Origin of the sequence: Microbulbifer donghaiensis (assembly GCF_900129095.1) — a bacterium.
GTDB lineage: Bacteria > Pseudomonadota > Gammaproteobacteria > Pseudomonadales > Cellvibrionaceae > Microbulbifer > Microbulbifer donghaiensis.
The window spans coordinates 2,327,305-2,347,712 of record NZ_FQVA01000001.1 but is presented as its reverse complement, the minus strand read 5'-3'; the positions used below and the strand labels follow the sequence as shown (position 1 = coordinate 2,347,712).

23 protein-coding genes are annotated in these 20,408 nt (G+C 62.0%); 2 read left to right on the top strand and 21 right to left on the bottom strand.

All coding sequences use genetic code 11. From position 1 onward, the window contains the following. Positions 1 to 39: 39 nt before the first annotated feature. The 20 genes from BUC36_RS10130 to BUC36_RS10035 form a co-directional block, all read right to left on the bottom strand. A complete protein-coding gene (locus BUC36_RS10130) occupies positions 40 to 690 on the bottom strand; it encodes a sulfotransferase family protein (protein WP_073274256.1) in 651 nt (216 codons plus the stop codon). A 17-nt stretch (positions 691 to 707) separates the two neighbouring features. Further along, positions 708 to 1,241 (bottom strand): acyloxyacyl hydrolase, encoded by a 534-nt coding sequence (locus BUC36_RS10125; protein WP_073274254.1) that lies wholly within the window; start codon positions 1,239 to 1,241, stop codon positions 708 to 710. Between the two features lie 63 nt (positions 1,242 to 1,304). After that, positions 1,305 to 2,531 (bottom strand): beta-ketoacyl-ACP synthase, encoded by a 1,227-nt coding sequence (locus tag BUC36_RS10120; protein WP_073274252.1) that lies wholly within the window; start codon positions 2,529 to 2,531, stop codon positions 1,305 to 1,307. After that, positions 2,531 to 3,259, bottom strand: coding sequence for a 3-oxoacyl-ACP reductase FabG (fabG, locus tag BUC36_RS10115; protein WP_073274250.1), 729 nt, complete (start codon positions 3,257 to 3,259; stop codon positions 2,531 to 2,533). The genes BUC36_RS10120 and fabG overlap by 1 nt, the downstream gene beginning before the upstream one ends. Beyond that, a complete protein-coding gene (locus BUC36_RS10110; protein ID WP_200797219.1) occupies positions 3,260 to 3,721 on the bottom strand; it encodes a hotdog family protein in 462 nt (153 codons plus the stop codon). It abuts the gene before it with no gap. Continuing rightward, on the bottom strand, positions 3,721 to 4,887 hold the full coding sequence (locus tag BUC36_RS10105; RefSeq protein ID WP_073274247.1) for a beta-ketoacyl-ACP synthase: 1,167 nt from the start codon (positions 4,885 to 4,887) through the stop codon (positions 3,721 to 3,723). The genes BUC36_RS10110 and BUC36_RS10105 overlap by 1 nt, the downstream gene beginning before the upstream one ends. A gap of 6 nt (positions 4,888 to 4,893) precedes the next feature. Further along, positions 4,894 to 5,439, bottom strand: coding sequence for a DUF3261 domain-containing protein (locus BUC36_RS10100; protein ID WP_073274245.1), 546 nt, complete (start codon positions 5,437 to 5,439; stop codon positions 4,894 to 4,896). Next, on the bottom strand, positions 5,424 to 6,653 hold the full coding sequence (locus tag BUC36_RS10095; protein WP_073274243.1) for an NAD(P)/FAD-dependent oxidoreductase: 1,230 nt from the start codon (positions 6,651 to 6,653) through the stop codon (positions 5,424 to 5,426). The genes BUC36_RS10100 and BUC36_RS10095 overlap by 16 nt, the downstream gene beginning before the upstream one ends. Next, entirely contained in the window at positions 6,650 to 8,920 is a 2,271-nt protein-coding gene (locus BUC36_RS10090; RefSeq protein WP_073274241.1) for an MMPL family transporter, read from the bottom strand. The genes BUC36_RS10095 and BUC36_RS10090 overlap by 4 nt, the downstream gene beginning before the upstream one ends. 10 nt (positions 8,921 to 8,930) lie before the next feature. Further along, a complete protein-coding gene (locus tag BUC36_RS10085) occupies positions 8,931 to 9,530 on the bottom strand; it encodes a LolA family protein (protein ID WP_073274239.1) in 600 nt (199 codons plus the stop codon). Continuing rightward, the gene (locus BUC36_RS10080; RefSeq protein ID WP_073274238.1) at positions 9,530 to 9,958 is read right to left on the bottom strand and encodes an acyl-CoA thioesterase; all 429 of its coding nucleotides are present in this window, start codon (positions 9,956 to 9,958) and stop codon (positions 9,530 to 9,532) included. Before BUC36_RS10080 ends, BUC36_RS10085 begins: the two co-directional genes overlap by 1 nt. Further along, entirely contained in the window at positions 9,951 to 11,522 is a 1,572-nt protein-coding gene (locus BUC36_RS10075; RefSeq protein WP_073274234.1) for an HAL/PAL/TAL family ammonia-lyase, read from the bottom strand. Before BUC36_RS10075 ends, BUC36_RS10080 begins: the two co-directional genes overlap by 8 nt. Beyond that, the gene (locus BUC36_RS10070; protein ID WP_073274232.1) at positions 11,519 to 12,442 is read right to left on the bottom strand and encodes an LpxL/LpxP family acyltransferase; all 924 of its coding nucleotides are present in this window, start codon (positions 12,440 to 12,442) and stop codon (positions 11,519 to 11,521) included. The genes BUC36_RS10075 and BUC36_RS10070 overlap by 4 nt, the downstream gene beginning before the upstream one ends. Further along, entirely contained in the window at positions 12,439 to 13,179 is a 741-nt protein-coding gene (locus BUC36_RS10065) for a glycosyltransferase family 2 protein (RefSeq protein ID WP_073274230.1), read from the bottom strand. Before BUC36_RS10065 ends, BUC36_RS10070 begins: the two co-directional genes overlap by 4 nt. Next, positions 13,172 to 14,890: an ApeI family dehydratase gene (locus BUC36_RS10060; RefSeq protein ID WP_073274228.1), complete on the bottom strand. Its 1,719-nt coding sequence runs from the start codon at positions 14,888 to 14,890 to the stop codon at positions 13,172 to 13,174. Before BUC36_RS10060 ends, BUC36_RS10065 begins: the two co-directional genes overlap by 8 nt. A gap of 6 nt (positions 14,891 to 14,896) precedes the next feature. Next, the gene (locus BUC36_RS10055) at positions 14,897 to 15,454 is read right to left on the bottom strand and encodes a COG4648 family protein (RefSeq protein ID WP_073274226.1); all 558 of its coding nucleotides are present in this window, start codon (positions 15,452 to 15,454) and stop codon (positions 14,897 to 14,899) included. Beyond that, positions 15,451 to 15,705: an acyl carrier protein gene (locus BUC36_RS10050; protein ID WP_073274224.1), complete on the bottom strand. Its 255-nt coding sequence runs from the start codon at positions 15,703 to 15,705 to the stop codon at positions 15,451 to 15,453. The genes BUC36_RS10055 and BUC36_RS10050 overlap by 4 nt, the downstream gene beginning before the upstream one ends. Positions 15,706 to 15,718: 13 nt before the next feature. After that, the gene (locus BUC36_RS10045) at positions 15,719 to 15,976 is read right to left on the bottom strand and encodes a phosphopantetheine-binding protein (RefSeq protein ID WP_073274222.1); all 258 of its coding nucleotides are present in this window, start codon (positions 15,974 to 15,976) and stop codon (positions 15,719 to 15,721) included. After that, the gene (locus tag BUC36_RS10040) at positions 15,973 to 16,758 is read right to left on the bottom strand and encodes a lysophospholipid acyltransferase family protein (protein WP_073274220.1); all 786 of its coding nucleotides are present in this window, start codon (positions 16,756 to 16,758) and stop codon (positions 15,973 to 15,975) included. Before BUC36_RS10040 ends, BUC36_RS10045 begins: the two co-directional genes overlap by 4 nt. Beyond that, the gene (locus BUC36_RS10035; RefSeq protein ID WP_073274218.1) at positions 16,751 to 17,479 is read right to left on the bottom strand and encodes a beta-ketoacyl synthase chain length factor; all 729 of its coding nucleotides are present in this window, start codon (positions 17,477 to 17,479) and stop codon (positions 16,751 to 16,753) included. Before BUC36_RS10035 ends, BUC36_RS10040 begins: the two co-directional genes overlap by 8 nt. 299 nt (positions 17,480 to 17,778) lie before the next feature. On the opposite strand from BUC36_RS10035, the gene BUC36_RS18985 reads away from it, so the two are divergent. Next, a complete protein-coding gene (locus BUC36_RS18985) occupies positions 17,779 to 17,949 on the top strand; it encodes a hypothetical protein (RefSeq protein WP_159436006.1) in 171 nt (56 codons plus the stop codon). 6 nt (positions 17,950 to 17,955) lie between these two features. Then, a complete protein-coding gene (locus BUC36_RS10030; RefSeq protein ID WP_073274216.1) occupies positions 17,956 to 18,675 on the top strand; it encodes a 4'-phosphopantetheinyl transferase family protein in 720 nt (239 codons plus the stop codon). A 46-nt stretch (positions 18,676 to 18,721) separates the two neighbouring features. Here the strand turns inward: BUC36_RS10030 and BUC36_RS10025 are convergent, their stop codons facing one another. Next, the gene (locus tag BUC36_RS10025; protein WP_073274214.1) at positions 18,722 to 20,344 is read right to left on the bottom strand and encodes a M28 family metallopeptidase; all 1,623 of its coding nucleotides are present in this window, start codon (positions 20,342 to 20,344) and stop codon (positions 18,722 to 18,724) included. Positions 20,345 to 20,408 lie beyond the last annotated feature (64 nt).

Genomic DNA, 20,408 nt, shown 5'->3' with positions numbered 1-20,408 from the left:
CTTTCCCCTGCGGCCCGGCGCAAATGCCGGGCCCATTTTCTAGCTGCCCTTCAATATTCGCTTGCCGCGCATCCGGCTCAGCATCCCAAAAAATTCTCCCGCAGCGTTTTCTCTGGGAAAGTCCTCCTTCGGCACCTCACACTGCAGAAATTCGCAAAGCGGTTCCCAGCCATCCCGCACATCGAACAGCAATAGCTGCTCTGCAGGCACAAGGCCTACTATATGATTCCGGTGCGCATAGTAGAGTTCGAATGCGGACTCACGATCAAATTTTTCCGCAAAGGTTTTTTCGAAAATAACCTTTTTAACAAGGCGTATAAAATCCGGAGACTTTTCCTCCGATAGCATCCGGGCCCAGCGCAGTGCCGGGAACACTGTCTCGCTGATACTTTGATACCAGCTGTCAAAATCCCGCTCGGTGAAAACTACCTTGGCGGTCGGCGACTGCCGGAGAAGCTGTTCGACGAACAGACACGCCGGCCAGTCGACCAGGGAAGTATGACCCGCGGCAAGGAGCGGCCAGTCCGGATGATCTGCCGCCAGCTCCTCCAGCCAGAACTGGCAGAGCCTGGGATCCGCGGCGAAATTGCTCATGTGCAGGCAGGGTCCATAACCCAGTCGCTCCAGAGCCAGCTTCAATGACAGTGTGCCGGTGCGGCCGAGTCCCGCACCGATAATTTTTACGTTCACAGAGAGCTTTGTTTGCCTTAGAAATTCAGGCCGACATTGACCACAAACGGCATATCGATTCCGTCGTTATCGCTGAACAAATTGGCATTGGAAAAATGCTTCCACGAGACCATCAGGACCAGGTCTTCCCTGGAGCGCCAGTTAATACGAGCGGCGTAGCCAACCTGGGCCTGGAAGGCGAAGTGATTGTCCTGGTGTCGGTCGCCCAGCTGGTTGCTGCTGATATAACTGGGGCCCAGTGCACGTACAAAGAAGTATGGCTGTCCCCAGCTCTGCTGGCGCGGGTACAGGTTGAGTTGCGGATAAATGGATACCGCATGAAAAGACCGATGGTCATCCGCATCGGTTGTCACCTTGGTGTAGCTAACGCCCAGGTGAATGTGCTGGCGATAACTCTTTTCAAATTTCTTGAAGGAGTAGTCGACACCATAAGTTGTGTTGCGCTGATCGGAATCAGGCTGTGGCCCGCCCCCGGCACTTAGCAAAAGTTCGTTGGCAAACGCCGGCTGCAAAAGCAGCGCGGCAGTTACAGCAACTAGCAGCCTGTTCATATCAGTCGCATTCCGATCTTATTATTTTCCGAGGAAGCAGGCTTCCGCGAGTGCAGTTGCGCATCAAACCCGGCGCTTGAAAATCAGTGACGTGTTGATACCACCGAATGCAAAGTTGTTGCTCATGACGTACTCGGTATCGATCGCGCGCCCGTCGCCGTCAATATAGTCCAGCTCGGCGCAGTCCGGGTCCACCTGCTGCAGGTTGATGGTCGGGTGGAACCAACCTTCGCGCATCATCTGGATGCTGGCCCAGGCTTCGAGCGCGCCGCAGGCACCCAGCGTGTGGCCGGTGTAGCTTTTCATGGAACTGATCGGGACAGCGCGACCAAAGGCGCCGCGCGTCGCGTGGCTTTCCGCCACATCGCCGCGGTCCGTCGCCGTGCCGTGGGCACTGACATAACCGATCTCCGCGCCGTCGATACCGGCCTGCGCCAGCGCCTGCTGCAGCGCAATCTGCATGGTCGCTGACTGCGGCTGGGTCACATGGGCACCATCGGAGTTGGTACCGAAACCGACGATCTCCGCGAAAATCGTCGCGCCGCGCGCCATCGCGTGATCGTAGTCTTCCAGAACCAGCGTGCCCGCACCCTCACCGATCACCAGTCCGTCACGCTCGCGGTCGAAGGGGCGCGGCGTAGTGCCGGCGGCATCGTTTTTCGTCGACGTGGCGAACAGGGTGTCGAACACCGCCGCCTCGGTCGCGCAGAGCTCTTCTGCGCCGCCTGCGACCATGACGGTCTGGCTGCCGTTGCGGATTGCCTCGTAGGCGTAACCGATGCCCTGGCTGCCGGAAGTGCAGGCGGAGCTGGTGGTGTACACGCGGCCGCAGAGGCCGAAGAAAACACCGATATTCACCGCTGTGGTATGCGCCATCATCTTGATATAGCTGGTGGCATTGAGGCCATCGGTGCGATGGTTGATCAGCATATTGCCGAAATCGCCGATCGCCGCCGGGGTGCCCGCCGAGGAGCCGTAGGCCACACCGGTAGCGCCACTTTTCAGAACCGGGTCGTTCAGCAGGCCCGCCTGCTCCAGTGCCAGCTCGGTGGCGCGCACGGCCATGAGCGAAACGCGACCCATACTGCGCACGCGCTTGCGGTTGTAGTGCGCGGGCTTTTCGAAATCCGTTACCGGGGCGCCGAGGCGGGTCTCAAGGCCCTCGTACTTGTCCCAGTCCTCCATGTAGATCACACCCGACTGGCGCGACTGCAGGGATTTCTTCACCGCTTGCCAGCCCTGACCGATGGGCGAAATACCGGCCATGCCGGTGACAACAACGCGTTTCATCAGTAGAGACCACCGTTTACAGAGATAACTTGTCGCGTGATATAGGCCGCACGCTCGTCCATCAGGAAAGCAACCGTCGCGGCCACTTCCTCCGGCTTGCCGAGGCGGCGCGCCGGAATCATTTTCATGATTTCATCCACCGGCAGGTCCTCGTCGACCATCTCGGTGTCGATCAGACCCGGCGCGACACAGTTGACCGTGATCTTGCGCTTGGCCAACTCCAGCGCCAGCGCCTTGCTCGCGCCGATCAGGCCGGCCTTGGATGCGGAGTAATTCACCTGTCCGCGATTGCCGGCCAGGCCGGATACGGATGTCATCACGACTATACGCCCCGGCGCCTTGCGCCGGACCATCGGCATGGTCAGCGGGTGCAGCACGTTGTAGAAACCGTCCAGGTTGGTGTGCACCACGCGGTCCCAGTCTTCCTCAGGCATTGCCGGGAAAGCGTTGTCGGCGATCAGGCCCGCGTTGCATACGACACCGTAGTAGCAGCCGTTGGCTTCCACATCCGCCAGCAGCGCTGCGCGCGCACCCGCGCGATCGACGATATCGAACTGCAGTATGCGACTCTCGCGTCCCAGCGCCGCGATTTCAGCCGCAACCTCTTCCGCCTGCTCACGGCGACTGCGGCAGTGCAGCACGATGTTGTAGCCGTCTTTCGCCAGTTGCAGCGCAATAGCGCGGCCGATGCCCCGGCTCGAGCCGGTTACCAATACCCACTCGGACATTCAGAATTTTTCCTTCAGATACGCTTCGATATTATCCGGCTGATAGACGTTCAGGCGCGCGGCCTGTTGCACGCCCGCCCCGCTCACCCGGCACTCAAAGGTGGCCATACCATTTTCCGCCTGTAACAGGCGTTCGACCTCGACGGTCAGTTCATCGCCACACTGATAACTGTCTATATTGCTGTTGAACTTGCGCGTCCCGAGCAGAAAGCCAAGGCGCACCGCCTCACCGCGCGCTCGGGCGTGATAGCCGGAAAATGCGGCTACGGCCTGCGCCATATACTCGATACCCACATAGGCGGGTACGCGGCCGTCGCGCGCGAAAATACCGTCGTCGCGCACGCGCAGTTTTGCCGTCAGTGTCTCCTCGCCCACGGCGACGACTGTGTCCAGCAGTGACATGTCGCCGCTGTGCGGGACCAGCTCTTCGGCTGTCATTTCCTCGATTGCTAAGGGCTGCATTACTTCTCCCCCTGCCGTTCCAAAATCAATGTGCAATTACTGCCGCCGAACGCAAATGAATTACTCATCGCAAAGCGCAGTGCGCGCGGCGCCGTGTTTTCATCACATAGCTGCAGCCGCGCTATGGACTCGTCGTAGACACCGTCGTAGCGGTGTGGAGGCAGCTGTCCGCGTTGCAGGGCCAGCCAACAGAAAGCCGCCTCCAGCGCACCGGCAGCACCCAGAGTGTGGCCAGTGATGGGCTTGGTCGATGAACAGGGGACTTCCGCCCCCAGCACGCGCTGCACTGCGGCGGCTTCCATGGCATCGTTGTGGGGAGTGCCAGTGCCATGCAGGTTCAAGTAGTCGATATCTGCAGCCTCCAGTCCCGCATCGGCGAGCGCGCCGCGCATACTGGCCTCGGCCCCGCGTCCTTCCGGGTGCGGGGCCGACATATGGTGGGCGTCGGAACTGGCGGCAACGCCGCGCAGGCGCACGGATCCCGGCTCACGGGTCATTATAAATACGGCTCCGGCCTCACCGAGATTGATGCCATCGCGGTTGGCGCTGAACGGTAACGTGTGCCCGCCGCTGAGCGCGCTCAGCGAGTGGAAACCTTTTACTGTCATGCCGCAGAGGGTGTCGACGCCGCCGACCACCACCGCATCGCAGGCGCCGAGTGCGAGCAGCCGGCGCGCGCTGGCGAAAGCGTTGGCACTGGACGAGCAGGCGGTGGAAACCGTGAGTTGCGGCCCCTGCAACTGCAGGTAGCGCGCGGTAAATTCAGCCAGCCCGGCCATCTGCTGTTGCCGTCGATAGCTGTAATCGCCGACCGCATCGCGCCCCAACCGGGCCTCACCGCTACCGATGCCGGAGGTCGATGTGCCCATCACTACGCCGATGCGCGTAGCGCCGAGGCGGTGTCGCAAAACGGCCACCTCGGCTTCGATCTGCTGCAGCACCGCCAGCGCCAGCCGGTTGTTGCGGCAGTCGTAGGTCTGCAGCGGCGCGGGCATTTCCGGCAGCGGAAAGCGAATTTCACCGAAGCGCGCCGCGTGATCTTCGAGCCAGGGGCTGCCCACACACATCTGTGCGTTGTCGCCGGCAAACAGTGCTTGCGCCACATCGTCGACACCATCGCCGAGGGCGCAGGCAAGACCTAGATGATTCAGGTAAATGTTGCTCATAGGCTTCTACAGATTGCGGATACTCAGGCCGTAGTCGAGCACTTTTTGCTCCAGCTGCACGTCCGCACGCCAGATATCCACCGTGCTGTAGCGGACTTCGGTATACAAGGTGCCGCGCAGAAACAACTGGCGCAGCCGCGTGTTTTCGGCGCGGGATTCTCGCAGCTGCCACGGCGCCGGCAGGCTGCGCTGCAACATCTCCAACGGCCAGTACACCAGCTGCATATCCGCCAGCAGTGCGCGCGGCGGTATCTGCCGCGAGCGGCCGAGATGTTGCTGCGCGGTAACTTCGCGTCCATCGTAATGGATATCCAGCAGGCTCACACCCTGTGGGGTCAGCAGCGACACCTGCAGCTGCTCCGGTGCCAATAGCGAAGCGCCGATCAGATCGCGCTGTTCGCCGCGGTACTGCACGACGATATGCTGGGTCAGCTGGCGCGGCTCGCCGTCCAACAGCGGCGCCAGCGGCCGCAGCTGCGGCTGTGACTGCGGCTGCGTGCTGCAGCCCGCGAGCAGGAGCAGCCACAGACAGGCGCTCAATCGGCCGAACATATTTCCACCAGCGCGTTGAGGCGCCGTTCGGCGACCGCCACAAAAGGATTGTTCTTGTCCCAGGCATAGCCGGCCAGGATGGAGCAGATCATCCGTTTGATTTCCTGCTGCTCGGTCTGATAGAAAATGACGTCCTGAAAACGCCCGTCATACCACGCCGTGACATAGGTTTTGAAGACGTCTACACCGTGCTTCAAGGGCGCCGCAAAATCCGCCTGCCAGTCAACCGGTTCGCCGGACAACTGTCGATGCAGACAGCCGGCGGCCAACTCGGCCGACTTCATGGCAATGGTAACGCCAGATGAAAAAACCGGGTCGAGAAATTCCCCGGCATTGCCGAGCAGGGCGAATCCCGGTCCGGTCAGCGTGCTGACGTCACTGGAATAACCGGAAATGCGCTGTACCGGCGTATCGAACTCGGCATCGCGCAAGACTTTCGCCAATTCCGGCGCGGCCGCCACGGCGTTGCGCAGTATCTGCTCGGGCTCGTCACCCATGGCCACAATCTTGTCGCGCTCACCCACAACGCCGAGGGACGCGCGCCCGCCGGAAAACGGAATCAGCCAGTACCAGATATCCCGCTGTTGCGGGTGCACCGTGATCAGAATCTTGTCGCGGTCGAAGTGTGCGTCGCTGATGTTGTCCTGCACATGTGTGAACACCGATTCGCGCATCGGGAACTGCGACGGGCGATCGAGCTCGAGCAGACGCGGCAGCACGCGGCCGAAACCGCTGGCATCCAGTACAAAACGGCCCCGGAACACCACCTGCTCGCCGCCGCACTCCGCCAGCAGACGCGCGCCGTCCGCACTGATGTCCGCCTCGAGGATCGTATGGCGGTAGTGGATCTGCGCACCCTGCTTCTGCGCCTCGTCCGCCAGAATCTTGTCAAAACGCCCACGCTGCACCTGGAAAGTCGTGCCGTGGCCGGGGGAGAATTTTTCCGTGAAGTCGAACGCGGTGCGCGCGCCGTCCCACTCAAACGCGGCACCGTTCTTGAACTGGAAACCAGCCGCTTTCACCGCGTCGAGCATATTCGCGGCTTCGAGAAACTCCATGCACTGGGGTAGCAGGCTCTCACCGATGGAGAAACGCGGGAATTCCTGGCGCTCCACAACATTGACGCTCCAGCCGCGCTGCACAAGCAACGCGCTGACGACCGCTCCAGCCGGCCCCGCGCCGATGACCACTACGTCCGATACCACTTCCTTCATCGGTTACCACCCTCTACGGCTCTCGCAAAAAACAAAGTTGCCAGCACCAGCGTGAGTGTCGTTCCCACCGCGAGTGTCAGCCCGAAGTCGGCGATGGCCGGCGTGGCCGAGAGGGCCAGCAGGCCAAAGCCCAGCAATGTGGTGATGCCGGCCATGCCGATAGCCAGCAGTGTATGGCTGCGCTCGTCGCGCCCGCTCATGTGGCTAAACACCGCGTAGTCCACGCCGATGCCGAACACCAGCAACAGCGCCGCCACGTGAAACAGGTTGATCGCGGCACCGCTCAGTACCGCCAGCGCCAGGGTCGCAACCACCGCCGCCAGCGGCAGGCCGATGATGCTCAGCGCCCGCCGTGCACCGGTACGCAGGGCGATTACAACGGTTACCACGAGCAATACCAACGGTAGCAGTTTCAGCAACAGGTCGCGCTGTTGCGACATGACCGCGGCGATGGCCCGCGGGGGATCCACCAGTGTGACACCCTCGAGCGACGACGGCAGGGACGCCGTTTGCTGCAGGCCGTAGAGGCGCACGATCGAGGCACAGCCGCCCGCGTTACAACCCAGCCAGAGATCGGCGTACTGACCGCCGGCAACCGCGAGCCACTCCGGCAGGGTGACCGCTTTGAACGGCTGCCGCAATGCCGCCACCAGCTGTTGCGCCTCGGTGGCACTGTAGCCAAGCTGGGTGTAAAAACCCTGTACCGGCGCGCTGCCGTAAAAATCCCGCATCAATTCCCAATCCGCACGCTGTATCCGCTCCGGCGGGAAGCGCAGACTCAACGCCTGGAAGTCTGCCAGAGCGCCCTCTTCACGCGCGGACTGGAGCTCGCCCATCAGTTGCCACTCGCGCTCGAGCAGTTGTCGCCAGTCGTTGCCCTGCACCAGGAAATAGGCGGATTCCGGACGCGACGGCAACAAGTCGTTCAGTTGCGTTTCGTCCTCGGCGAGAAACTCCGGCGGCGTATAGAAAAGCCGCAGGTCGTCGCCAAACTCAATGCGCGGCAGTGCCGCCGCGCCGACAAGCAACAATACGGCGAGCGCAGCCAGATAGCGGGAGGGTTTCGTCGGCGGCAGGCGCTCGGCGATATGCAAGCGCCGCTGACGCAGTTTCAACAACGACGGGAACAGCAATACAACGGTCAGCCAGGCGCCGATCAGGCCGGCTCCCACAAAGACTCCCATCTGTCGCAGCAGCGGGAAGGGGGTCAATGCCAGGGCAAAGAAAGCCAGGCAGCTGGAAACCAGCCCGAGCAGCAGTCCTGGCAGCACATCCCGATCACGTGCCGGTCCGGGGCGCATGCGGTTGCAGATAAAGTGAAAGGCATAGTCAATGGCAAGCCCGGTTACGGTGGTGCCGAAAACGAATGCGAGAATATGCATCTGTCCGAGCAGGGCGATAACTGCGGCGGTCCCACTGGCAATGCCGGCGGCGATGGCGAAAACCGACAGCAGCAGCGGGCGCATCGAACGGAATATCAGTAGCGATAGCAGGCAGATTGCCGCGATGGACAAGCCACCGATCAGGCGGATTTCCCGCTGCGCGCCGGCGGCGGCGTACTCGGTGTGCAGCGGTGCACCGACCGACAGCAGTGTCAGGTTCCGCGCTTCCGCCCAGCGTTGCAGTTCCTCGCGCAACTGCAACAGCGGTGTGCGGACCTTGCCGCCCAGTGCGACCGGCGTCGCCGTGGACTGCAGCAGGGTAAAGGCATGCTCACCCCGTTGCTGCACAGGTATTTCACCGAATACCTGCGTAGCCAGCTGTGGGCCAGCGGCAAAGTAGTGGCGGAAAGTCGCGAAAGGATCCCGCTCCAGGTCAATGCCCGCGCCCTCGGGGCCATACAGCGCGGCCAACTGGCGCCGCACCAACGCCTCCGGAGTTTCCGCCAGCAGGTTGCGGTCGGCGCCCGTCAGCAGCTGCTGACGCATTGGAAAGAGCAGTGCCCACTCGCGTTGATAGCGCTCCGCCTCGGCCCAGCGATACTCGAGCCGGGTGATCGCCGCTGCTGCCCGCAGCTGCTGCGCCAGCATTTCCGTGGCGTGCGCCAGGGTCTCGGCTTCTGCAGCCGGCCCCACCAGCATCCACAGGACGCTGCCTTGCAACTGCCCGTTCAGCTTGCGCTGTGCAGCCGCCACCGCCGGCGCCGCATCGCTGTCACCGGCCAGCGCGAGTATGTCGGTCTGCAGCCAGCCGGGCTGATAGCGCGCGGCGGCCGCCAGCGTAAACGCGGCGACAAGAGCGAGCCAGAGTGCAAAACGACGATTCATGATGGAATTTTTATTCTTGTGGTGTCGCGGTGAGATCGTTGAATTCGGCCTTGAACTGCGGATCCGTTTCGTCAACGGCGCGCAGTTCCAGCAGCTGCATTTCGGTAACAGCACTATTGGCCTCGGCCAGACGGATCTGCTCGATAGCCCTGTCACCGGAAACTTCAATCGACGCAATCACCCGCGCGATTGCCTCGTTTTTCGGCGTCAGGGTGACCTGCCACTTGTCTTCGGCATTTTCGCCGACGACATAAAACAGCCCGTCCAGCGCAGAGAAGTTGCCGCGAAAAATCTGCAGCAGGGGATAGGCAATCTGCCTGGCGAGGGCGTCGTCACCCGCGCTCTCCTCATTGAGGAGCAGGTGTGAGGCGAGCGGTTGCTCTATTCGCCAGCTGACACCCTGCTTTTGCGACAGCGCCACAACCCCGCTCGACAACAGCGGGCGCGGCAATTGCGGCAGGGTCTTTTTCTGTTCGAAACGTCCCAGCATCTGCGGTGCCGTCTGCAGGCGCGCCTCTATCTGCGCCAGTGCCCGCACTTGTTCCGGTGCGATTGCCAGTGTCTGCAGCGGAAACACAATCAGGCTCAATGCCAGCATCAACGCACGCATCAGGCAACTCCCAGTTTCTGCAGCAATACCGGCGGTGAGGCGAACAGCATCTCTTCACTGCGCATATCCACGGCCACCTGCACGGTGTATCCCTTGGTCAGGCGAGTGCCAGTCGCGCGATCGCGCACCTGGTAATTGATCTTGAAGCGGTTTTCATACTCGGCCACTTCCGCGCGCACCACTACCCACTGCTGGAAGCGCAGTGGCCTGGCATAGCGGATGCGCAGATCGATCACCGGCCACGCGTAGCCGGAATCGCGCATCTGCGGATAGTTGTAATCCAGCTGGTCGAGCAGTGCACAGCGGGCAATCTCGAAATACTTGGTGTAGTGGCCGTGCCAGGCCACTTCCATCATATCCACATCGTGGAACGGGACCTGCAGCTCAATTTCAGCCGCCCAGTTTTGCGGTAGGTTCTTCTTAGCCATGGTCTCGCTCATCGTACAGACGCCAGTGCCGCTGCTGAATCAGCTTGACGAAGTTGCGCAGGTCGCCCTCCAGCGCGCGATCCTGCTCCAGCAGGTTGAAGCTGTCGGCGACCTGTCGGACGCTCGCGCGGAGGGCGGGCGACAGGCTCGCCTCCTGTACCGCGCCGGCGCGCAGGCGCAGCTGCACACCCTGCCAGGCCATCATCAGCGCAGCGGCCGCCACCTGCTCGGTCAATTGCAACACGCGCATACAGTCGCGCGCGGCAATGGTGCCCATACTGACCTTGTCCTGGTTATGGCATTCGGTGGAGCGGGAAAACACGCTCGCCGGCATCGTCTGTTTCAGCGCTTCCGCGGTCCAGGCGCTGGCCCCTATCTGCACCGCCTTGAAGCCGTGATTCAGCGGCCGGCGCTCGCCGGTGGCGCCGGTCAGGTTCGCCGGCAGGCCGTTGTTGAATTTCACATCGGCCAGCTGGGCGATCTGGCGATCGAGCAGATCGGCGAGATTCGCCACGGCGTTTTTCAGACTGTCCATTGCGAAGGCGATATGCCCACCGTAAAAGTGGCCGCCGTGCAGCACGTGCTCGTTGTCGCCGTCGATAATCGGGTTGTCGTTGGCGCTGTTCAGTTCATTCTCGATGAACTGGCGCAACCACGGCAGCGAGTCCTGTGCGACACCGATCACGTGCGGCGCACAGCGCAGGGAATAGCGATCCTGCAGGCGGTCGCTCTGGCGCGGCGCCTCGCCGACATTCAGGTCATCGTGAATCCAGCGCGCGATCTGGTTCTGGCCCGGGTGGGGTTTCACCGCGAACAGTGCGCTGTCGAAGTGATATGCGTTGCCCTGCAGCGCTACGCTCATCAGTGCCGTAATACGCGCGCTCAACTGGCACAGGTACTCGGCGCGACTGAATGCCATGCAGGCAAGCCCCGTCATCGCGGCGGTACCGTTCATGATCGCCAGGCCCTCTTTCGGGCGCAGCTGCAGCGGTTCGATGCGCAGCTCGTCGAACACCTCGGCGGTATCGCGCTGCTCACCGCGGTACCAGACGCGGCGCTCGCCGGCCACAACCGCGGCGACGTAGGAAAGCGGGGTCAGGTCGCCGCTGGCACCGACGGAGCCCTCCTGGGGAATGACCGGGATCACATCCAGCTGCAGCAGGCGCGCCAGCTGCTGTAACAGTTCGTAGCGTACGCCGGAGCTGCCGCGGGCGAGACTGGTGAGGCGCGCGCCGACAATGGCGCGGCTCTGTTCGATGGAGAAAACCTCGCCCAGTCCGCAGCCGTGAAAGGTGTACAGGTGTCGGGGGAGCTCTTCGACCAGGTCGCCGGGAATGTTGACCGTGCAGGAGTCGCCGTAGCCGGTGGTCACGCCGTAGATAACGCCTTCCTGCTGCCACAGCCGGTCGAGGAATTCGACACCGCGATTAATGCGCGCGACAAAGGCCTCGTCATCGGACAGATGCACATCGGCGCGCCCGCGGGCGATGTCATTGATCTGCGCGATCGTCAGCTCACTGCCGTCAAACACCACCGGGGTGCGCTGTAACACTGCTGTATTCATTGTTGTTGGTTCCAGAACGGATAGAAGTTGTACCACTGCAGGGGCGCGAGGCGGCAGTAATGTTCGAGGCGACGGGCGAAGTCGGCCACCAGCTCGCGGATGTGGCCCTCGCGATCACCGCGCTTCATGTGCACACGGTCGCAAAGCTTCTCCATGTAAATGTCATAGCCGTCGCTGCTGCGCAGGCAGAACAGGGTGTAGACCGGGCACTTGAGCAGTGCCGCGAGAATATAGGGGCCCTGCGGAAAGGGCGCGGGGCGCCCGAGGAATTCCGCTTCGCAGGTACGGCCGTGGGAGTTGACCGGCGTCCGGTCGCCGACGATCACCACCAGCTCGCCCCGCTCCACTGCCTCACCGAGCATCATCGCCAGCGTCGGAGTTACCTCGGTTACCTGGATCAGGCGCACCTGGCTCCGCGGGTTGAGCATCTGCATCATGCGATTGAATTTTTTGGCGTGCTTGGTGTGCACCAGCACATTCACACGCACGTCTGTCAGACTGCCAAGCGCGCGGCAGACTTCCAGATTGCCGAGGTGCGAACCGATCAGCACCCCGCCCCGGCCGCTCGCGGCAAGCTGGTGCAGAAATGCCCGCTCCGGAAAGTTCACCTGGCTTTTGGGAATACCGACAAACCAGGCCTCGAGTTTTTCCCGCGCGCTGTTGGCAAAGTTCAGGAAGATACGGAAACCCGTAACCCAGTCTGGCTTGATCTGCGCATCCGGATAGCGCGCCGCAAACAGTTGCAGGTATTCGCGGATGGCTTTGCGGCCGCTGCGATTTTTCAGGTAGTAACAAAGCACCACCGGATAGACCGCCAGTTTGAACGCAATGGGTCCGAGGCGGTGATGCAACCAGAACAGGAAACGGATACCGAGGAAAAACCCCTGCTCCCGGTATCGCGACCAGTGCACGCTACTCACAACGCTGCCTCCGGTTTCAAGCGCCTCAGCTGGCGTGAGAGCATGCCGAAGAACAGGCGCGTATGCATCGCGGAAATAAGCAGGTTGTCTTGCAGACCGCGGAAATGGGAAACACCATCGGCCGGATAGCAAACCTGAACCGGTACCTGTACCAACGGCTCGCCACGCCAGTGCCAGCGCACCAGCACTTCCGGATCGAAGTCCATACGATCGCCGGTAAACTCCTCGTCGATCAGCGCTACCGCACTGCCGAGCGGATAACAGCGCAGGCCGCACATGGAATCCCTGATTTCCAGCGACAGCGTATTGATCCAAACCCACACGTGCGTCAGGTAGCGCCCCAACAGCCGTACCGTCGGCACCGATTCATCGTAAACCGGATAACCGCAGATCAGCGCGGTGGGGTTTGTCTTGCAGTGCTGCAGGAACTGCGGAATATCCGCCGGGTTGTGCTGGCCATCGGCATCTACCTGGATACCGTGACTGAAGCCCAGTTCCCGTGCGGCGCGCAGCCCGGTCTTTACCGCAGCGCCCTTACCGCCGTTTTGTTCGCGCACCACCAGGTGGAGCCAGTCGCTCTGCTCGCTCGCGAGGCGCTCGAGTTCATTGCGACACCGCGTATTACAGCCGTCGTCGACGAGCACGCAGGGTAGATTGAAGTCGCGCAGCGAGGCGACGGTGCCGGCGATAGCACCTTCGTGGTTGTATACCGGGATTACGAAACAGGGATTAGCCATGGTCAAAGCACAATTGTCCGCTGCTGAATTCGCGCTGGTCATCGCCGTCACAACGAAAACAGAATTTCAGTTTGTTTTTCTGCGGGTTGAATTCCAGCTCCAGCACCGCGGTCTCTCCTGGCACCATCAGCTGCTTGAACTTGATCACTTCCATTGACGAGAACCGGCCACCCAGGCCCAGTAGCTCGCGACCGTAGTGCATGGCCCAGTCGATCTGAACTACACCCGGCACCACCGGCGCTCCTTCAAAATGTCCGGGCAGGCATGGCAGCTCGGCGGGAACCTGCAGGGTTACGCGCGCGGCATACTCGGCGGTGCTCCGGGTTACGACACGCGGCAGCATTGCCGCCGGCGTGGCATCAAACAATTGCATCAACAATTCTCTCGGGCTCTTGCCCTGCTGATTGGTTGGGATAGCGTCGACAAAACGCCACAGGCGCGGTACAGCCACGCCGTCCAGATCCGGTGCGAGAAATGCGCGCAGGGTCCGCACCAGTGTCGCTCGCCCTTCCCGCAACAAGCAGCTCCTGCCTTCGGCGCTCAGCACGACGACTGCCGCAACACACTCGCGCGAACGTGTCACGGCAAGCGTGCGCACTTCCACCACCCAGTTGTTACGGCAGAGCAACGTTTCGATCTGAGCAAGTGAGATCCGCTTTTCCTCAATTTTGACGATCCTGTCTGCGCGACCGAGCAAGCGAAAGCTTCCATCGGCTCCTGTCTGGATGCGGTCCTGACCAGCAAATTCCCCGTTCAGCCACGGAGACTGCACACGCAGCAATCCTTCGGCATCGGCAGTGACCTCGACCCCGGCAAGTGGCCGCCATTGTGGACCGTCCACCTGGCGCCGCCAGGCGATGCCGCCGGTTTCCGTGCTGCCATAAATCTCGCAGGGCGAAACGCCGCTAAGCTGTTCTATCGCCTGCGCATCCTCGGCGGACAGGGGGCCGCCGGATGAAAAAATTCCCAGTAGCGAGCGGCCCAGATGCCACGGCCAGCTGTCCATGCGGCGGCTCAACTGCGCCGGGCTCGCTATCCAGAGGGCCGGCGCCATCTGTTCGGCATCACGCAACAGGGCCGCCACGTCGACATAGGTCTTGGCGACAAACGGGCGGCCACTTTGCAATGGCCACAGCACTTTGAACAGCAGTCCGTAAATGTGCTGGTGGCTCACCGTGGCCAGCGTGGTCGCGCCTGCGGCCAGCGTGCCCCAGTGTCGCTGCTGGGCATCCAGTTCCGTCAGTAGTTGCGCCAGCGTTTTGTTCACGCACTGGGGTTCACCGCTGCTGCCGGACGTGAACAGTTGTATGCCGCCGGAAAATTCGCGCGGTGGCCGCGACGCCATACCGGTCGTATCGTCATCGGGCGATTTCCGGCACAGGTCTTCGAGCGACAGTGTGCCGCAGACATTCCACTGGCCCAGCCAGAGATCGACGTCGCCGATTTGTTGCGCGGTCCCGCGCTTGTTATTTGCGGGAATCACCACGACGGCGTTACTGGCCAGCGCGGCGAACATCAGCACGGCGAATTCGTAGCTGTCTTCGCTGTACAGAGCCACCCGCGCACCCTGCGCCGGCGCGAGGCGCGGCCGCAGCTTCTCACAGGCATCGGCGAGATGGCGCTTGAACCCGGCAAAAGTTACCGGGCCACGGCGCGTATGACAGACAAGATCGCCGTCGCTGCGATATCCGAAAACAGAATCAAACAACATACTGTCTCAGGCCCCAGCGGATATCCGCGCGCGGACACGGCGCCGCACCAGCCATTCGCCGGCCAGCAGCATGCCCATCAGGGCATAGGAAAGCAGCCCGTTGTACAGTGTCCACACCTGCATGTCGCCATGCACCACCGTGACCGCGGCCAGGGCGCCGTTTGCCATAAAAAAAACACACCACACCTGGGTGACGCGACGGGTATACGCCACGCCTTCTGGCGGGAGTTCCGGTTCCCGCAGGCGCGCGAGCCGCTCGATAACGGTCTGCGGCTGGCGCAGGCTCCAGGCGAATACGGCCAGCAGGATGACATTGCACAGCACCGGATACCAAAGCAGGCCAGCGACATCACCGCGCAGCCAGGAAGTGGCGACAACGATGGCCAGCGCCGCGGCGACGAGCCTGGCGCCGACCTTGCCGCCGCCGAGCAGCAGTCGCAAAACCGCCACCACGACAAGGACTCCGAGCAATGCGCCCAGCGACAGATACTGGATACCGAAATAGACCGCCAGCGGATACAGAGCGACGGCCAGAACCAGCATCAGTTGCGCCAGCCTGCTCACTGCTCCGCCATCACCTTTTGAATCGCCTCGACCACGTGACCGACGGTGCGCACGCTCTTGAATTCTTCCGGCGCAATCTTTTTGCCGGTCAGTTCTTTCAGCCGCACGATCAAATCCACCGCGTCGATACTGTCGATATCGAGATCGTCGGACAGGTGTGCGTCTACAGAGACATCTGCCGCGTCGACTTCGAACATTTCGACCAGGATGCCGGTCAGTTCCGACAGAATTTCATCTTTGTTATTCAACATCGTGCTTCTTCTCTCAAGCGCGGCTTTCAGCCACGAACTGGGCGAGGTTATTCACGCTCGCAAAATGGGTTTTGGTGTTCTCGCTCTCGGCGTCGATGGAGATGTTGTATTTCCTCTGCAGGGCAAGGCCCAGCTCCAGCGCATCGATGGAATCCAGGCCGAGGCCTTCACCGAACAGCGCCTCGTCAGCCTGAATTTCCTCCGGAGTAATGTCCTCCAGGTTCAGCACGTCGATGATCAGTTGTTTTAGTTCTTCTACCAGCTCGCTCACGCGGCACACTCCTCAGTAAAAAATGCTTTCAATTTGTGGGTAATTTCCCGGGCCGCCAGTGGCGATTCGCCGGTGTCGCGCAATTGCAGCAGGTTATCGGCCTCGGCGATTTCAAACTGGAAGTGCGGACGGGACAGCGGAATGCTGTACCAGGGAATATTTTTCATCAGCATCGGCGGGTTGCAGCGGATGGTGACCAGTGTCGGCTGCACCCGCGCGCGCAACGCCATATAGGCCGCACCGCGCTGAAACTTGAATGGGCGCCCGGGTACTGACCGCGTTCCCTCGGGAAACAGCACCACCGATTCACCGCGCTGCAGCGACTGTGCGGCCAGCTCTATGATGCGCTCGGGATCGTCATTCGGGATGTAACCGGCGGTGGTCACCGCACCGCGCATAAACGGGTTGCGGAACAGGCTCGCCTTGACGATGCAGTTGGCATTGGGGATGCGGGAGATCAGGAACACCACGTCGATCAGGGACGGGTGATTTGCGAGTACCAGCTGCCCGGGGCGGCGCAGGCGCTCCTCACCGCGAAAATGATAGGTGTAGATACCCGTGATGTGCATGAATCCGATAAAGGCGCGGAAGGCGTGATGGATCAGCAGGCGCGCCTTGCGTTTGCGCACTTCCACATCGCGGTAAAGGAATTTCAACGGCGGAAAGAGTACGAAACGCAGAGCCAGCCCGCCGAGACCGAACAGGGTGAATGCCGTTGCCGTCGCCAGCAGGCGCAGCCAATAGTAATCTCGGCGCAGTGAATTTGCCGGCCTATTATCCATGGATACAAAGCTCCCAGCCCTGCCCCACTGGCACCCGTCCGGCACCATCGGTCAGCGCCGCAATCAGGGGCAACTGGTAATCGGCACGTGCAAACGCCGACTCGACCTGCTCTGGCGCTCCGGGAGCGAGTGCGGCCCGCAGGCCCTGTTCGCTGCTTGCGGTCGCCGTCAGGTGCAGAGCCGTCGCGCAGATACTCTGGGCACTCTGCGCACTGGCCAAATACATTTCCGGCAGCGGCTCCTCGCAGAACAGCAGCACCAGCTCCTGCGCCCCCTCTGCCAGCAAGCCGGCAGCCTCGAGCAGGCCAGCTTGCAGTGGAAAATCTCCGCCCGCGAGCGCCAGCGCCGGTGAGTGAATGCCGCAGAGAATGGACAGTTGCCCGGCAATGGCATTGTGTACTGACAAGCCAAATGCGGTCGGCGAAAGGGATTCACCTGATGCGACATCGCGCAACAGGGAGAAGGTCCGCAGGGCCTCTCCGTGCACGGAACAGCACAGTAGCGGGATATCGCGATCGTGGAGCAGCGGGTATGCGGTAGCGAAAGCCGCCTTCGCCAGCGGGCTGAGGCGGCGGCGCTGCATCGCCGGCAAGAACGACACGTCCGGCTGGTCACCTTCTACCAGTGAGGCTTCGCCGAGACGCCAGCGCTGCCAATCGGCGGCGTCACTTAGGCCCGGCGCCCAGGCCCGCCACGCGGAGATAACAAATTCAATAGACACCGATGCTTATGGGAACCGGCCCCATACCCCCAAACAAATCAGTAAATTCGCCCACGACCACCCATGGCTCTCGAGTAACCTGGCCATTTTGGGCCCCAGCCCGCCGGCGAAAAATAGCCGGAAATGGTACACAAACTGATCAATTTCCGCCAGAAAAATAGCCCTGCAATGACAATTGTCCATGAGCCAGCTCTCACTACGACGCTTTCGCGGGATTTCTCCGCCCCGGGCGCTCGCGTATGATCTTGCCAACGTTCCCGGCAAGACGACGGGAATCCACTGATACAAGGGGCCATGAAGTGAATAACAAGGCGTTGTCTGGGGTTCTATCCACCTGGCTGGTGACCCCGAGCGGGATAGCGGATGCGCGGTATACCCGGCACATGCTTTCGATCGAAGAAGCCATAACGACCGCCGGCGCCCTCATGGCAGGTGTAGCGCGCAAGGGCGAAGTCGCCAGCCTCAAGTAATTACTCTTGCTGCAACTGGTTTATTCAGACTTCGATCGCTGGCAGGGCAACTGGCGTGCACTGGCTCGCGGGTGGTTATCCGCACAAGAGCAGGCGCGCCTGTCGCGCTTTGGCAGCGCGCACCGACGCGACCAGTTCCTCGCCGGGCGGCTACTAATTCGGCAATTGGTTGCGGACGTCTTTACCTGCCCTCCTGCCGATATTCGGCTGGCCGCGACGGCACCGGTGCGCGCGCGGCGAAGTGACGACTCTCCCCTGTGTTTTGTATCCATCAGCCACTCGGCACATTCCGTCGCTGTGGCCCTGGCCGCGCAGCCGGTCGGCATCGACTGTGAACGGCTGGCGCGGCGTCGCAACTGGCGCGGCATCTGCAGTCAATACTTCGCCGCGGACGAGGCGGCATGGCTTTTACGGCTACCGCCTGAAAAGGCGGAGGCTGAATTCCTGCGCAGCTGGACCGCGAAAGAGGCCCTGTCAAAATGCACCGGCGTGGATCTGGGGATGACACTGACGGAAGGAAGACTCGTGCGCGGCGTTGCGCATTGGTCGGGCAGATTTGCACGCTGCCGCGCCTGGAGCGGCCCACTGACAGATGGACTGCAAGTGGGCCTGGTATGTGAAGGCGGCCCGGCGGGCCTGCGACCGGACTGCCGCTATTGGTCGGGGCCCGACAATACATCAGGAGAAAAAGTCATCGCGTTCACCCCCATTCCTCGACGCAGTTAGTTGGTGAGGGCGTCCACAATGGTTCATCTGCCGCCGCCGCTCAGCCTCACTGCCGGCTGAACAGCTCGCCGAAGAAGTCGCCCTTGTACCAGTGGGGCTTGCGGTCCGCGTCCGCCACCTCGCGCGCGATCGCGTAATTCACCTCGGTGAACTGCTTTGCGGCGGCGTAGTCGATCTGCTCGTCGGCCGTGTCGGTCGGGCGGTGGTAGCGCTCCTGCAGGAACTTGACCTGCATCGCAGTGCCGTCAATTTCCGGGTCCAGGGCTTCGCGGCCGGTAATCAGGTAGATGGCTGGCACACCCTGGCGCACGAAGTTGTAGTGATCGCTGCGCACAAAGATCACCTGTTCGGGCATCGGGTCCGGACTCAACTTCAGGCCGGTGCGCCGGGCGGCGCGCTCGGCGGTCTTGCCCAGCGTCGAGTGCTCGGCGCCAAAGGCGATGATGTCGCGGAACGGGTACAGCAACATCGGCATATCCAGGTTGATGTTGGCCACGATCGACTGCGGCGGCACCGGCGGGTGCTGGGCAAAGTAATCGGAGCCGAGTAGCCCCTCCTCTTCCGCGGTCACCGCGACAAACAACAGCGAGCGGCGCGGCGCGCGGCCGGACTCAATAAACAGGCGCGCGGTTTCCAGCATGACCGCGATGCCGGCGGCATTGTCCTGGGCGCCGTTATTGACCTGGCCGTCCGGGTCCACCCCGATATGATCCAGGTGCGCGGAGAAGACCACGTACTCGTCCTTCAGCCTGGGATCGCTGCCCGGCAGCATGGCCACCACATTCGGGCTGAGAATTTTCTTGTGTGCTGCACCGCTGGTCAGCGCGGCGCGATAGGGCAGCGCAAAACCGCGCGGCGCCAGGCCGTTCTTCGTCTCGGTATAGATGGTATCCAGACTGCGCTCGGCGCCCATAAACAGCTGGCGCGCGGCGGGCATGTCCAGCATCACGCCCGGGTGCAATCCAGGAATGGCATCGCCGGGCAGATCGTCGGCGCCGATCCAGGCGAAACTGTCTTCATGCAGGTGCTCTGTGGCGCGTTTGAAGGATGTGCGCCGCTCCCGCTCCGGAGTATTCAGTGTGATGTATCCCACCGCGCCGTGACGCGCGGCCGTCTCGCGCTTGGTGCGCGTCGACGCATAGTGAGCGCCCACTTCGTTGGGCAGGTTCTTCGGCCGGCCGCTCAGGATCACCACTATCTTGCCCTGCACGTCCAGGCCGGCGTAGTCGTCGATGCCGTAATCCGGTGCCTCGATGCCGAAGCCGACGAACACCAGGTTGGCGGTGGTGGCGGTGTCTTCGCTGATGGTGGGCGGCGCTGCGATAAAGTCCTCACCGAACTTGAAGGTGATATCGCCATCGCGGCCCTGCAATACCAGCGTCGGCTCGCGACCGCTCCAGCTGGCGCGGCGGAACGGCACCTGCTGCAGGTATCCCTGGTTGCCGGCGGGCTGCAGGCCCAGCAGCTCGAATTGGCGAGCCACATAATCGGCCGCCTCGCGGTAGCCGGCACTGCCGGTTTCGCGACCGGCCAGCTCATCGGCGGCGAGGTAGGCGACGTGGGATTGGATCTTCAGACTGTCGGCGCTGGGAATGGGTGCCGGGGAAGTCGTGGCACAGGCCACCAGCGCGCCCACCACCAGCGCGCCGAGCAGGGTCTTGAATTTCATCGCATAAATCTTGTTGTTGAATGTCGATATCGGGCGCGCGCGGACAGTACCGGGTCAGATGTAC